Source organism: Peteryoungia desertarenae (assembly GCF_005860795.2).
Classification (GTDB): domain Bacteria; phylum Pseudomonadota; class Alphaproteobacteria; order Rhizobiales; family Rhizobiaceae; genus Allorhizobium; species Allorhizobium desertarenae.
Genome location: NZ_CP058350.1, coordinates 3,123,546 through 3,137,176, shown reverse-complemented (window position 1 = coordinate 3,137,176; position 13,631 = coordinate 3,123,546). Strand labels below are relative to the sequence as shown.

The 13,631-nt window shown below is 57.0% G+C and carries 12 protein-coding genes and 1 other RNA gene; 8 read left to right on the top strand and 5 right to left on the bottom strand.

Annotation, left to right across the window (positions count from 1 at the left end):
- Positions 1–36: 36 nt before the first annotated feature.
- Positions 37–411: a transfer-messenger RNA gene (gene ssrA, locus FE840_RS15330) on the bottom strand.
- 164 nt (positions 412–575) lie between these two features.
- On the opposite strand from ssrA, the gene FE840_RS15325 reads away from it, so the two are divergent.
- From FE840_RS15325 to FE840_RS15295, 7 genes are all read left to right on the top strand, one after another.
- A complete protein-coding gene (locus FE840_RS15325) occupies positions 576–884 on the top strand; it encodes a DUF2853 family protein (protein WP_138286355.1) in 309 nt (102 codons plus the stop codon).
- A gap of 93 nt (positions 885–977) precedes the next feature.
- Positions 978–1,772, top strand: a complete 795-nt coding sequence (locus FE840_RS15320) for a thymidylate synthase (RefSeq protein WP_138286354.1) — start codon at positions 978–980, stop codon at positions 1,770–1,772.
- Between the two features lie 71 nt (positions 1,773–1,843).
- Positions 1,844–2,368, top strand: coding sequence for a dihydrofolate reductase (locus FE840_RS15315; protein ID WP_138286353.1), 525 nt, complete (start codon positions 1,844–1,846; stop codon positions 2,366–2,368).
- A 149-nt stretch (positions 2,369–2,517) separates the two neighbouring features.
- A complete protein-coding gene (hflK, locus tag FE840_RS15310) occupies positions 2,518–3,621 on the top strand; it encodes an FtsH protease activity modulator HflK (RefSeq protein WP_138286352.1) in 1,104 nt (367 codons plus the stop codon).
- A gap of 1 nt (position 3,622) precedes the next feature.
- The gene (hflC, locus tag FE840_RS15305; RefSeq protein WP_138286351.1) at positions 3,623–4,582 is read left to right on the top strand and encodes a protease modulator HflC; all 960 of its coding nucleotides are present in this window, start codon (positions 3,623–3,625) and stop codon (positions 4,580–4,582) included.
- Positions 4,583–4,588: 6 nt separating this feature from the next.
- A complete protein-coding gene (locus FE840_RS15300; protein WP_138286350.1) occupies positions 4,589–4,774 on the top strand; it encodes a DUF2065 domain-containing protein in 186 nt (61 codons plus the stop codon).
- 116 nt (positions 4,775–4,890) lie between these two features.
- Positions 4,891–6,441 (top strand): Do family serine endopeptidase, encoded by a 1,551-nt coding sequence (locus tag FE840_RS15295; RefSeq protein WP_138286349.1) that lies wholly within the window; start codon positions 4,891–4,893, stop codon positions 6,439–6,441.
- A gap of 37 nt (positions 6,442–6,478) precedes the next feature.
- Here FE840_RS15295 and FE840_RS15290 read toward each other — a convergent pair whose 3' ends face one another.
- The 3 genes from FE840_RS15290 to serB form a co-directional block, all read right to left on the bottom strand.
- A complete protein-coding gene (locus FE840_RS15290) occupies positions 6,479–8,872 on the bottom strand; it encodes a putative bifunctional diguanylate cyclase/phosphodiesterase (RefSeq protein WP_138286348.1) in 2,394 nt (797 codons plus the stop codon).
- 62 nt (positions 8,873–8,934) lie between these two features.
- A complete protein-coding gene (locus FE840_RS15285; RefSeq protein WP_138286347.1) occupies positions 8,935–9,519 on the bottom strand; it encodes a GNAT family N-acetyltransferase in 585 nt (194 codons plus the stop codon).
- Between the two features lie 3 nt (positions 9,520–9,522).
- Positions 9,523–10,419 (bottom strand): phosphoserine phosphatase SerB, encoded by an 897-nt coding sequence (serB, locus tag FE840_RS15280; protein ID WP_138286346.1) that lies wholly within the window; start codon positions 10,417–10,419, stop codon positions 9,523–9,525.
- On the opposite strand from serB, the gene miaA reads away from it, so the two are divergent.
- Complete coding sequence (gene miaA / locus FE840_RS15275; RefSeq protein ID WP_171033667.1) at positions 10,418–11,338, top strand: tRNA (adenosine(37)-N6)-dimethylallyltransferase MiaA; 921 nt, start codon at positions 10,418–10,420, stop codon at positions 11,336–11,338. The two genes, serB and miaA, sit on opposite strands and share 2 nt — an antisense overlap.
- Here miaA and FE840_RS15270 read toward each other — a convergent pair.
- Positions 11,323–13,506, bottom strand: a complete 2,184-nt coding sequence (locus FE840_RS15270; protein WP_425502139.1) for an ATP-binding protein — start codon at positions 13,504–13,506, stop codon at positions 11,323–11,325. The two genes, miaA and FE840_RS15270, sit on opposite strands and share 16 nt — an antisense overlap.
- Positions 13,507–13,631: the final 125 nt, after the last annotated feature.

Here is a 13,631-nt window from a genome sequence, read left to right as displayed (position 1 = left end):
GAGCAAGCACCATGAAACGGACAAGCATGAAGGGAAGGTGAAGGCTTCTGTTGCCAGGTGCCTTCGGACCCCGCCTCAAGGGGCTAACCTGGAGGACTTAGGTCGGGTTTCCCGCACCGCCATTAGGCAGCGAGAGCGTAACCCTTAGCGTTGTTGTCGTTTGCAACTACACTTGTGACCCGATAACGGCGGTATCATGCCGGGCAAAAGTTCGATCTTTACACCCTTGTCGATCCTATTTCGCCCCCATCAAAAGCCGGTCCAGCATCCTGTCTGCCGACCGGTTTTTGGTGGAGGCGCCGGGTACCGCCCCCGGGTCCAATAGGTTTATTTCATCGACCGTTTATTGCCATAGTCGAGCCGAAACCCGACACGTCTCATATAGGTGTTCCTGACGGTGATGAAAAGAGCCTGATGATGGAAAGCGGATATTGCCTGCTGATTTCAGCCAGACCTCGAAGTCTGTCGGCTTGGCGGGAGTTTCTGCCTTTCGGACTTGCCTTGACCTATCGCCTGTAGCTGGTACATCTCTAATTTAGAATAAATCAGAGAAACTTGATCACTGGAGGGGTCGCATGACGGATTACGTTGCCGATGTGAAGAAATATGATGCGAATGCGGATGAGGCGATCGTGGGGAAGATCGTCCGTCATCTGGGGATTGCGTTGCGCAACCGGGATTCGTCCATGGTGTCCTGCTCCGATCCGTCAGAACTTGCCCGCGTCAAGGAAAAATGGTGCGGCAAGAAGCTTGGCATTGATGGTGACGCTGCCGACAAGGCGATCGACGCGACTTGTGCCGCAATGTCCGGGGACCGTACCAAGTCCCGTGTGACGTTCTACTATCTAGTCGCCAAGGAACTGGGCAAGCTCTCCTCACTTTAAGGTGGGGACGGTCTCTGACGGGTCGGCTTTGCGGCTTGGTCCCGGCGTGGCCGCGGGCTAACATGGTCTCATCTAAGAATCGGTGGTGAGATCATGCAGCAATATCATGAGCTTCTCAGTCACGTGCTCGAAACAGGCACTGACCGGGGCGACAGGACCGGGACCGGGACGAGAAGCGTGTTTGGCTACCAGATGCGCTTCAATCTTGCTGATGGTTTTCCTGTCACGACGACCAAGAAGCTGCATCTGCGCTCGATCATTCATGAACTTCTCTGGTTCCTGAAGGGCGACACCAATATCCGCTATCTCAAGGAAAACGGCGTCAGCATCTGGGACGAGTGGGCAGACGAAAATGGCGAACTGGGTCCCGTCTATGGTGCGCAATGGCGTTCATGGCCGACGCCAGACGGAGGGCCTATCGACCAGATCAGCAATCTGATCGAGGGTATTCGCAAGAATCCGAATTCCCGGCGTCATATCGTTTCTGCCTGGAACCCGGCGGAAGTGGACGATATGGCGCTGCCGCCATGTCACTGCCTTTTCCAGTTCTACGTCGCCGATGGCAAGCTTTCATGCCAGCTCTATCAGCGATCAGCAGATATTTTTCTGGGCGTGCCCTTCAACATCGCGTCCTATGCTCTCTTAACGTTGATGGTGGCTCAAGTCTGCGACCTTGAGCCCGGCGACTTTGTGCACACACTCGGCGATGCGCATCTCTATGCCAATCATTTCGAACAGGCGAAATTGCAATTGACGCGGACCCCGAAGAAGCTGCCCATGATGCAGCTTAATCCGGATGTGCGCGACATTTTTGCTTTCCGTTTCGAGGATTTCTCGCTGCAAGGCTATGAGGCCGACCCGAGCATACCGGCACCGATTGCCGTTTGAGGACGGTCGGATGACGGTGGAACCAATCACGCCTCCGGAGCTTTGACACACGTTGAGAAAAGGACAATGCATTGGCTGATATCCCCATCGTCATGGTCGTAGCTGTCGCCCGAAATGGCGTGATCGGGCGTGAAGGTGACATGCCGTGGAAACTGTCGACTGATCTGAAGCGCTTCAAGGCGCTGACCATGGGTAAGCCTCTGCTGCTCGGGAGAAAGACTTTCGAATCCTTTGGCTCGCGTCCTCTTCCCGGTCGTCCCCATGTCATTATCAGCCGAACCGCCAGCTATGATTTGCCAGGCGTGCAGACCGTTCGAGACCTTTCGTCGGGGCTTGAGCTGGCAAAACGTCTTGCTGCGGACAGTGGAGCCGATGAAATCTGCATCATCGGCGGGGGCGAAATCTATCGCCAGGCTTTCGATCAGGCCGATCTTTTGCATGTGACGCATGTAGAGGCTGACATCGCGGGTGATACTTATTTTCCGCAGATTGATCCGTCCTTATTCGAGAAGGTCGAGGAAAGCGCAGTTCCTGCCGGCGAAAAAGACAATTACCCGACGCGATACGCGGTATACCGTCGCAGAACGGCTTCCTAAGAGACTATTTGCCTTAACTCGCAAAGAAGTTAGCCCGCTTACGTTGAAAGCGGTCGCGGCGATACCTATAACCTTCGCAGACTTTTGCGGTTCCATGTGAGACCATGCCTGCGAAAGACTGGGAGCGGTTCACATTTGAAGAGGTATTGATGCCCTGGAGCAATCAAAACGGCGGCGGCGGCGGTCCTTGGGGCGGCGGCGGCGGCGGTGGAAATAATCAGGGTCCCTGGGGGCAGGGACCAAACCGTCCGCGTGGCGGCGGTGGTGGCGGTGGCAATGGAACGCCACCCGACCTGGAGGATCTCATTCGTCGCGGTCAGGACCGCTTGAAGAATGTGATGCCGGGCGGGATCAATGGCGGCGCCTTTATTGTCATCGGACTTGTGCTTGCGGTTTTCTGGGTGGTGCAGTCGATCTACACCGTTCAGCCGGATGAGCGCGGCGTCGAACTGCGCTTCGGGAAGCCGAAGGACGAAGTTTCAATGCCAGGCCTGCATTTCCACATCTGGCCGATTGAGACTGTCGAAATCGTCAAGGTTACAGAACAGCAGCAAAATATCGGCGGCGGTCGCGGTTCGGGTGCATCTGAAGGCCTGATGCTGTCGGGTGACCAGAACATCGTCAACGTTCAGTTTTCGGTGCTCTATACCGTAACCGATCCGGCAGCCTATCTTTTCCAGCTGGACAATCCGACGGATACGCTGCAGCAGGTCGCCGAGAGTGCGATGCGTGAAGTTGTCGGTCGTCGTCCGGCACAGGATGTCTTCCGCGACAATCGTGAACAGATTTCCAGCGAAGTGCGCGACATCATTCAGGGCACCATGGATGCCTATGGTGCCGGCATCGCGATCAACGCCGTTCCAATCGAAGACGCCGCACCTCCGCGTGAAGTGGCGGATGCCTTCGAAGAAGTGCAGCGCGCCGAGCAGGATGAAGACCGTTTTGTCGAAGAAGCCAACCAGTATGCGAACCAGCGTCTCGGTCAGGCCCGAGGTCAGGCGGCTCAGATCCGCGAAGAGGCAGCGGCCTACAAGGATCGTGTCGTGAAAGAAGCAGAAGGTGAAGCCCAGCGCTTCATTTCGATCTATGACGAATACAGCAAGGCTCCGGACGTTACCCGCCAGCGCCTTTATCTGGAAACCATGGAGCAGGTCCTGAGAAATTCCCGCAAGGTCATCATCGACGGCGATCAGGGTGTCGTACCCTATCTTCCGCTGAATGAAATCAACCGCCAGAACACGGGGAGCAACTGACATGTCAAATCGTTTGCCCTATTTTCTGGTCGCCTTGGGCGTTCTCCTGATCGTTGGCTATTCATCGATATTCGTGGTGAACGAGCGTGAACAGGCCATTGTCGTCCGCTTCGGTCAGATCCAGGACGTGAAGACGGAGCCGGGCATCTACTTCAAGCTGCCTTTCGCCTTCATGGATGCCGATCGTGTTCAGTATGTCGAAGACCGTGCGCTTCGCTTCGATCTCGATGACATTCGTGTGCAGGTGCGCGGTGGTGCCTTCTACGAGGTCGACGCCTTTGTCGTCTATCGCATCTCGAATCCGCGTCTCTTCCGGGAGACGGTGTCGGGTGACCGGGGTGCTGCTGAATCGCGTCTGCGCACCCGTCTTGATGCGGCTCTCCGCCGGGTCTACGGTCTGCGCAACTTCGATGCGGCTCTTTCCGACGAACGTTCGTCGATGATGCAGGAGGTTCGCGCTGACCTGCAAACGGCAGCAGAGACGCTTGGCCTCGACATTCGTGACGTCCGCATCCGTCGGACGGATCTGACGCAGGAAGTCTCGCAGCAGACCTTCGAGCGTATGAAGGCCGAACGTCTGGCCGAAGCCGAACTGATCCGCGCTCGTGGTAACGAAGAAGGCCAGCGCCGGCGCGCGATCGCGGACCGTCAGGTTGTCGAGCTTCAGGCCGAAGCACAACGTGATGCCGAAATCCTGCGCGGTGAAGGCGATGCGGAACGCAACCGTGTCTTCGCTGAAGCCTTTCAGCGCGATCCGGCCTTCTTCGAGTTCTATCGCTCGATGCAGGCCTATGCAGGTTCGCTCAGCGACAACGGCACCACGATGGTCTTGTCGCCCGACAGCGACTTCTTCCGCTTCTTCAACAGCGGAACGGGAACTGGTGGCGTTGGCAATCCGACATCGCAGGGAACGCCCGTGGCTCCACCCGCTGCCGGTATGGTGCCGCCTGCCGGCAATTGATGCCGAATGTCTGACGTCCTGACAGGAATTGCTTTTTTCCTGATCATCGAGGGGCTGGTGTACGCACTGGCCCCTCGTTTCATTGTGAAAATGGCGCAAATGCTGCCCTTTTTGTCAGAAGGACAGCTACGTCTTTCTGGCCTGGTTGCAGTTGCTGCCGGGGTTTTCCTGGTGTGGATGGTGAGAGGCTGACATTCTTTTGTCGGATAATTTCGGCAGGGATTTTCAGGGAATTGTGATTTCCCCTTTTGCTCTTCCGTCCTATGTTCCTTTCTGTCACCACCACAATGTTCTCACGAGGATCGCCGATGACCCAGAAAACCCGTGCTTCGCGAATGATTCTGCCGGCTCTTCTGGTGGGCACTTGTCTCGCTGTCGGTACCTTCGCAAACATCCCTGTTGCTCAGGCGCAGACCCCCAATGGCCCTGAATCCGTGGCTGACCTCGCAGCCGGTCTGCTTGGTGCGGTTGTCAACATCTCCACCTCCCAGAATGTGAGAGAGGAAGGGCGAGGTCCTCTGCCACGGGTGCCGGAGGGGTCCCCGTTCGAAGATCTTTTCGAAGATTTCTATCAGAATCGCGAGGGCGGTGGTGGCTCGAACCGCGTGAATTCCCTCGGGTCTGGCTTCGTGATTGACCCAGCCGGCTTCATCGTGACCAACAATCATGTCATCGAGAATGCCGATGACATTGAGGTCATTTTTTCCGATGGAACGAAGCTCAAGGCCACACTCGTCGGAACCGATCCCAAGACAGATCTCTCCGTACTGAAAGTCGAGCCGGACAAGCCGCTGGTTTCCGTGAAACTCGGTGATTCGCGAAAGATGCGGATTGGCGACTGGGTCATGGCAATCGGCAATCCCTTTGGTCTGGGCGGTTCTGTTTCGGTCGGGATCATCTCTGCCAGTGGGCGCAACATCAACGCAGGTCCCTATGACAACTTCATTCAGACCGATGCCGCGATCAACAAGGGCAATTCCGGCGGTCCGCTGTTCAACATGAATGGCGAGGTCATCGGGATCAACACGGCAATCATTTCACCCAGCGGGGGATCGATCGGGATTGGTTTCTCCGTGCCGACCGAACTGGCTGAGAACATCATCAACCAGCTGGTCGAATTTGGCGAAACCCGGCGTGGCTGGCTTGGCGTGCGCATCCAGCCTGTCACCGATGAGATTGCCAAAAGCCTTGCCATGGATCGGGCGCGTGGTGCCATGATCAGCGGTGTTGTGGAAGGGGGCCCTGTTGCCAGTGGGCCGATTGAAGTTGGAGACGTCATCCTTTCGTTCGACAACAAGGTGATCAATGAAACGCGCGACCTCACACGTATTGTTGCCGAAAGTGCCATTGGCACGCCTCTCGATGTGGTGATCCTGCGTGACGGCGAGGAGCAGACGGTTCAGGTGACACTTGGTCGCCTTGAGGATGAAGAAGTGGCTTCTGCAGATGGCAGCTCCGCCGACGGCGGAGAAACGGCCGACGAACTCGGCAGCAGCGAGAATGGTGACCAGGGAGGGGCAGACGGTTCCGATAGCGACACCGCAGAAAGCGCGCCCCTGAGCGAGGGATTGATCGGCGTCGAGCTTTCCAGCCTGACCGATGAGTTGCGCACACGTTATGACATCGCCGATGGCGTCGAAGGTGTATTGATCAGCAAGGTTTTACCGGGTTCCCGTGCCGAAGAGCGCGGCCTTAAGGCCGGTGACGTGATCGTGGAGGTGTCACAGGAGTTCCTGAAGACGCCGCAGGAAGTCGCGGAGGCGCTTGCGTCCCTTAAGGGTGAGGGGCGGCGTAGCGCTTATCTGATGATCGCCGATGCGAAGGGTGATCTTCGACTGATTGCGGTCCCGCTGGAATAGTCAAAGCGTCGAGCGAGTTGAGCCACGGTGCCCAACCTCAGGCCTGCGCGGTCCTCCGCGATCGCAGACTCCCCTGGTTTCGCTGGATGAAGGCGTTCAAATCGTCAATTGGCATTGGCTTTGATATCAGAAACCCCTGAATTTCGCTGCAGCCAAGCGCCGCAAGACGATCAAACTGGGACGCCTTTTCAACGCCTTCGGCAGCGACCGACAGGTTCAGGTTGCGGGCCAGTGTGATGACAGATGCGACGATTGCGGCGCTATCGGGATTGCTGTCGAGATCGGTGATGAAAGTCTGGTCAATCTTCAGCTTGTCGAACTTGTAGCGCTTCAAATAGCTCAGTGACGAATAACCCGTGCCAAAGTCATCGAGCGCGATGCGCACGCCGAGTATTCGCAATGCAAGCAATGTGGTTTCGACCGCGGGCGATGGATCCAGCAGAAGTGATTCTGTCACCTCCAGCTCAACGCGACCGGGGGATAGGTTGTTTTCGCGTATCGCTTTTTCCAGGGTTGGGAGAAGGGCCGGATTTGAGAATTGCCGAGGCGAGAGATTGATGGCCACGCGCACAGTTTCAGGCCATTTTGACGCGGCTTTACAAGCCATCCGGATTACCCAGGATCCGATGTCGAGTATCTGACCTGTACCTTCTGCGATCGGTATGAATTCAGCCGGGCTGATAGTACCAAGTTGTGCGTGATTCCAGCGGACAAGTGCTTCTACGCACACGACTTCGCCGTTTGATGCCATAACAAGAGGCTGGGCGTGCAGTGTGAGCGTGCCTTCGGCTAGAGCAAGGCGCAGTTCCTGCTCGATTTGGTTTCTCCGCCGCGCATGGGCATCGAGCGAGACATCGAAGAAGCGGAAGCGATTCCGTCCGTCGGATTTTGCGCGGTAAAGGGCAAGATCGGCATTGCGCATAATGCTGTCCGCATCGAACCCATCATTGGGCGCACAGGCAATACCGATGCTGATGCCAATATGGACTGCTCCGCTGCTCAGTTCGAGCGGTGTGGAAACCTGTTGAATGATGCGTGACGCCAGGTCTGCGGCCTGTGCCGCGCCATCGCCGCCAAACTGGATGATCGCAAACTCATCACCGCCAAGCCGCGCGACCGTGTCTCGTTCGTCGCAGAGGTCATGAATGATCTTTGCAACAACTTGCAGGAGCTCGTCACCACCGCCGTGGCCGTGGGTATCGTTGACCTGCTTGAAACGATCCAGATCCAGAAGCAAGACGGAGAATTTATCTCCAAATCTCTCCAGATGGGAGACGGCCCGCAGTAGGTCCTCGGAAAGCACGGTGCGATTTGAGAGGCCGGTCAGGGTATCGTGGCGCGCCAGATGCTCGATCCTCAGACGGGCCTCCCGGGTCGCGGTGATATCGTTGCCTACACCTCGATAGCCCCTGAACTCTCCGAGTATATCAAAAATCGGTTTGCCGCTCAGTGACCATACCTGATGCCTTCCACCCACTTCGACACAGATTTCAAGATTGCGGAATGGTTGCCGGCTATCTAGAGCTGTGACCACGTCTTCCCGAGCGCCAAGCTTTGCGAGCATCGTGCACAGTGTTTTCGAGAACGGGATCACATCTGCGAAGTGGTAGCCCAACAATTCGCTTGCGCCCTGACCGATTTGCTCCGACAGTCGAGGGGAGGCGCGACGAAGGATCATCTGTTCGTCCGTGCCCCAGAGCCAGTCGGTGGCGTTCTCTTCGAAGTCGTTGAGCAGAAGGCCGATCAAGTCGCGCTTTTCGTCGGCTGCAAGCTTGGCGCGGTCGCGCTCCGTAAGGCTAGCGCAAAGTCTCAACGAAGAACCGATGATGATTGCGCTATAGACGATGTAGAGCGCAAAGAGGTAGACGCCGATGAGAGCGGGTTGTGTCATCAGCGCAATCGCTCCACCCAGGCCAAGTACGCCTGTGAATGCAATTGCCGCTGCAGGGATCGTCGCCAACGCAAACCCGCCGCCGCCTGCCATGCCGACAGTCAAAGCCACGATCACGAGCTTCTCGCTGTCGTTGGCATGGCTGTAGGTCATGATGGCCAGGATGGCCCAAAAACCAGCGATCAATGCCGCATAGACGACGGCGCGCTTTACACCTTTGATACTTGCGCGCTGCCGCTGGGGGGCATTTCTGCTGCGCCACCACGTCACACCGGTAAAGCTGAACAGCAAGATCAGCAGGCCGCACAGCGTCAGGATCGCCGGCGCCACCGGGCTGTCGACGAACACAATGGATGTCAGAATCGCATTGGCGACATTGGCGCCCATCATCCAGGGCGTGTTCGATAACACTGTGCCGAGACGCGTGGCGCGAATGGAAGCAGCCTCATCCTCGCTCAGTTCGGCTTCACCAATATGGAGAAACCGGTCCCAAAGAGACTTCTGCTTTATCTGGGCTGGTGACAAGATGCTGTTCGACATAGTGCCGAGCATACAAGCGGTCACTTAAATTCGGATGAATCGAATGTGTCGGAATATCGGTTTTAGCGATTTATGCGTGTTTGTCGTTCCCGGTTCTTTGTCCGTGAAGGGAAATCTGCGCGGTACAACACATGGCGCATCAAGTGAGGATGAGTTTCGGGAACACGTGGATGATTGAATGCTCCTGCTTCCACTTCGCACATCCCAATCCGTTTCATCACGGCGATCGAACGATGATTGGTCTCAACAGCGAAGGAAAATATCTGGGGGATTTGCCGTTCCTGAAAGCCGAAAGACAGCAAAGCACGAGCCGCTTCGGTGACGTAGCCCTGGCCCCAAAAGCGGGTGGCCAGTCGCCATCCGATTTCCACCGCATCAGGTGGCAGAATGCCAGGAAGTTCGACCTTTGCCAGCCCACAAAAGCCCAAGGCTTCATCTGTTTCTCGATCTGCCAAGGCATAAAAGCCAAGACCAGTGCTTGCGATCATATCGCTAACCAGATCCATCAGGGCATCGGCTTCTTCATGGCTCCGCCGCATCGGGTAGAATTCCATCACCTTGGGATCGCGATTGATTTCGCGAAACAAGTCCCTGTCATCCTTGCACCAGTTGCGCAGCCTTAGCCGCTCTGTCTCAAGAATGAGCATGGGTTACTGCGCCGGGTCAACAAAATCGGTCTTGCGATAGCCCTGGAGATAGAGCAGTGCGGTGAGGTCGCCATGGTCGATGCGGATCTTGGCTTGCGCCGCTACGGCGGGCTTCGCATGCAGTGCAACCCCTGTTCCGGCAATGCCGAGCATGCCCAGATCATTGGCACCGTCGCCGACGGCAATCGTGTCGAATGGATCGATGGCGAGCTTTGACGCAATGTCGATCAGGGAATCGACTTTCGCCTGCTTTCCGAGGATGGGTTCTGCCACTTCACCCGTCAGCTGCCCGTCCTTTTCCAGAAGGATGTTCGCGCGGTTCTCGTCAAAACCAAGCATGGCCGCGATGGGACCTGTGAAAACGGTGAAACCGCCTGAGACGAGTGCGGTGTAATACCCACGCGCCTTCATGGTCGCGATCAACTGAAGGCCGCCGGGTGTCAGAGTGATCCGGCTGGCGATCACATCATCGACAACAGATGTCGGCAGTCCTTTCAGCAAAGCGACACGTTCGCGAAGGGCAGGTTCGAAGGCGATCTCTCCATTCATCGCCCGCGCGGTAATCTCCGATACCTTGTCCTTCAGGCCAACAACGGCGGCGAGTTCATCAATGCATTCCTGGCCGATCATCGTTGAGTCCATATCGGCGATCAGGAACTTCTTACGTCTTGTTTCAGCATCCTGGACGGCGACATCCACCTGTGTCTTGCCGATCAACGCGCGAAACTGTCGCTCGGCCAGCTCTCGGTCCGTCCCCTCTGGAAGAGCGATGTCGCAGGCCACGCCATCAGCAAGCCAGTAGAGTCCCGATGCCGAGACCGCCTTGGCGCAGGCCTCTCCCAAGGCAGTTGTCAGAACAGGGTTTGACGGATTGGCGATAAGCGTGGCAACGAGAGCCATGATGAAAAATCCCAAGTCGGATATCGATGCGATCCTGATAACCGGGCCGACCGCCAGCGGCAAGTCCGCTTTGGCGCTTGACCTTGCGCGCCGCAACAACGGTGTCGTGATCAATGCCGACAGCATGCAGGTCTATGATACGCTGCGTGTTGTCACGGCTCGACCGAGCGAGGCGGAGATGGATGGGATTGTTCATCACCTTTACGGTCACGTTCCTGTCGCTACCGCTTATTCCACCGGCGATTGGCTTCGGGAAATTTCATCGCTGCTGGCTGATCTTCGGGGAGAGGGTAAGTTACCAGTCATCGTTGGCGGTACCGGGCTCTATTTCAAGGCCCTGACCGGCGGTCTGTCCAACATGCCGTCCATCCCGGACGAGGTGCGCGAGCGCCTGCGCCGCCGTGGTGATGAGGAGGGAGCGCATGCGCTGCATGCTGAACTCGCCGAACGCGATCCAGTCATGGGAATCCGACTTAACCCTTCCGACTTGCAGCGCGTGATCCGGGCTCTCGAGGTGCTTGAGGCCTCGGGGCGTTCCATTCTGGAGTTTCAGGACAGTGCCGGTCCGATGATTGTCGATCCGACAAGAGCTGCAAAACTCGTGGTGCAGCCGGAACGGTCGCTTTTGCACGCGCGTATCAACAGCCGCTTCGCCCGGATGATGGACGAGGGGGCGGTCGACGAGGTCCGTGCCCTGCTTGCGAAACATCTGCCGGCGGATCGTCCGGTCCTGAAGGCAATCGGTGTCCAGCAGATTGCCGACATGCTGGCCGGACGGCTTTCGCGAGAAGAGGCAATTGAGCGGGCTTCTGCCGCCACGAGGCAATATGCCAAACGCCAAATGACCTGGTTTCGCAATCAGATGGACGATAGCTGGACGAGGTTGGACCACGCGAACCGTGCTCAGTCCTTTTTGTAGAGACTGGAGAGTGGTTTTCTGAGGATGCTTTCACGCAAAGAAGGCGTCTCTCGGCGCAGCACTGGCTGTTCGGACTGATGAACATTTCCGCTGGATTCAAAGCGCCGTCCTGCCGGTGGGGAACCCGTATCACGGCTGCTTCGATAATCCGATGTGTCCGGGACTGGTTGGACGTCCGATACCCTGCGCAAGGGATTGGAAGAACTTATCTCGTGACCAGGTAGCATGTCCGAGTTGTAGGGTTCAACTGGGCCGGGCGGCAACTCGGTCGGCATGCGCGAAAGGGGGGCGGCTGCGCTTGTGACAGCAGTTTGCGCAGATGATGGTCGCGCGGGGTTCAGGAGCGCCTGGCGGATTTCTTCGAATGTGGCGTCATTATCCAGCTGAGGTTCTTCGAAATCATGATGATCAGCCGCGTCGTCGACCGCGGCACTGCCTTGCGGCTCTGGTGCGCGGGGCGTAGGATAAGCGCTCTCATAGCTTTGCTGGAATGCCGAAATATCGGGTGGTGCAACGGCGCGCATACGGCTGACGATTAGTTTCAGATCGACCGTATCGGGACTGTCGTCACTGATTTTGGCGTTGACACCGTTCGCCTTGGGCAATTCGTTGGGCTTGACCCTTGTGAAGCGCATGCGCATGGGCACGGCAATTGCTTCACCGAACGCGATTGCCTCGCCATTGCCTATGGATGAAATGAAGCTGGTTGTCGAGATCGAGCTGTCGGGAATGGCCGAACGAATGATCTCCTGGTCGTGATCATTTGCGAGGCGCATGGCAAAGAGCGTCGAACACTGCGACAGAATCGTCTGATCCAGCTCGCCTGGACGCTGGGTGATGATACCGAGCGAGACCCCATATTTACGGCCTTCCTTGGCAATTCGTGCAATCGCCTGGCGGGTTGGGAAGAAGCCGAGGTTGGGATCTGCCGGCACATATCGATGCGCCTCTTCGCAGACGACAAGCATGTGAATAGCGCCGTTAGACCAAAGGGCCAGTTCGAATGCCATGCGGCACAGGACAGAGGCGACGGAATTGACCACTTCAGATGGTATGCCGGCCAGCTGGAATGTGCAGATGGGACGATCATCGCCCGGAATTCGAAAGATATGCGCGATCGTCTCCATGATCGTGTCGCTGATCGTATTGCTGGAGAACATGAAGTGATAGCGCGGGTCATGCACGGCGGACATGATGCGCATCTTCAGCGACCGCAGGAACGGTTTTTCACCACGGCCTTCTAGTCGACCGATCCGCTCGTCGATCAGTGCGATCAGGTCCGCGATGCGATAGGGTACCGGTGTGTCGGCGGTGATCGCGGTTTTGTCTGAAGCACGACGCATAAGGGCAGATTCGCTACCCCTGAATGCCCGTTTGGCTTCCGGCATCAGATCCCGCAGGATATCCATTTCCTCCGGAATCGGCGGGCGGCCACGAAACAGCACTTCCGCAAATTCTTCCAGCCGCATCAGCCAGAAAGGCAGATCGAGGGTATCCGTGTCGATCACCACCGCATGGTTGGGGAAGGCGGCGGCGAATTCATTGTGAGGGTCCAGGATCAGGACGCGAAGCTTCGGGTCGCTTTCAATCGCCTTGCGCAGTAGCAGCGATACGGCTGTCGACTTGCCGACGCCGGTCGAGCCGACGACCGCGAAGTGCTTCGACAACATGGAGGGGATATGGATGGTCGCGTCGATTGACTCATCCTGCGTCAGCTTGCCGATCGCGCAGGTATCGCTCTGGTTTGAATCATAGATGCGCAACAGGTCAGCCGCGCGGATGCGATGTGCAATCGCGCCGAGATAGGGGTAGCGCGAGATGCCGGTTGAAAAGACTTCCTTGCCGTCGTCGCGCACATGAACTTCGCCAAGGAGCTCCACCTCAATGAGGAAGGCGTTGTCTTCGCCTTCTCCCCAGATCTTCGTGCCGGTCTGCATCGAATAGACCAGCGCTACGACGCGGTTCTTGCCAACGGTGATGGAAATCAATCTGCCAACAGACCAGAGTTCCGTCAGGTCGGTGCCGCCGTGCTCCGCAATCGCGGAAATTGTTGCGCGCGAACCATTGCAGGCGACGACGCGACCGAGAAGCCGATTGCCGGGATGCGCCCGGTCGCGGCGTTCTTCGTCACTGGAGGTGTTAAGGCTGGTCTGGTCGACAGTATGCAAGACGGACTCCTTGTCTGAAGCGACATTGAGCAGAAGCATCTTAAAAAGTGGTTGAATTTGGTTTTTGGAAGAACAGTTTTCGCGCCGACAAAGATCAATCATGCTATCTCGGTTGATTTCAACCC

Bases quoted from the DNA above. Each gene is read 5' to 3' on its own strand.
- FE840_RS15325 (WP_138286355.1), top strand. From the start codon at position 576: ATGACGGATTACGTTGCCGATGTGAAGAAATATGATGCGAATGCGGAT.
- FE840_RS15320 (WP_138286354.1), top strand. From the start codon at position 978: ATGCAGCAATATCATGAGCTTCTCAGTCACGTGCTCGAAACAGGCACT.
- hflK (WP_138286352.1), top strand. From the start codon at position 2,518: ATGCCCTGGAGCAATCAAAACGGCGGCGGCGGCGGTCCTTGGGGCGGC.
- hflC (WP_138286351.1), top strand. From the start codon at position 3,623: ATGTCAAATCGTTTGCCCTATTTTCTGGTCGCCTTGGGCGTTCTCCTG.
- FE840_RS15300 (WP_138286350.1), top strand. From the start codon at position 4,589: ATGTCTGACGTCCTGACAGGAATTGCTTTTTTCCTGATCATCGAGGGG.
- FE840_RS15295 (WP_138286349.1), top strand. From the start codon at position 4,891: ATGACCCAGAAAACCCGTGCTTCGCGAATGATTCTGCCGGCTCTTCTG.
- FE840_RS15290 (WP_138286348.1), bottom strand. From the start codon at position 8,872: ATGTCGAACAGCATCTTGTCACCAGCCCAGATAAAGCAGAAGTCTCTT.
- FE840_RS15285 (WP_138286347.1), bottom strand. From the start codon at position 9,519: ATGCTCATTCTTGAGACAGAGCGGCTAAGGCTGCGCAACTGGTGCAAG.
- miaA (WP_171033667.1), top strand. From the start codon at position 10,418: ATGATGAAAAATCCCAAGTCGGATATCGATGCGATCCTGATAACCGGG.
- serB (WP_138286346.1), bottom strand. From the start codon at position 10,419: ATGGCTCTCGTTGCCACGCTTATCGCCAATCCGTCAAACCCTGTTCTG.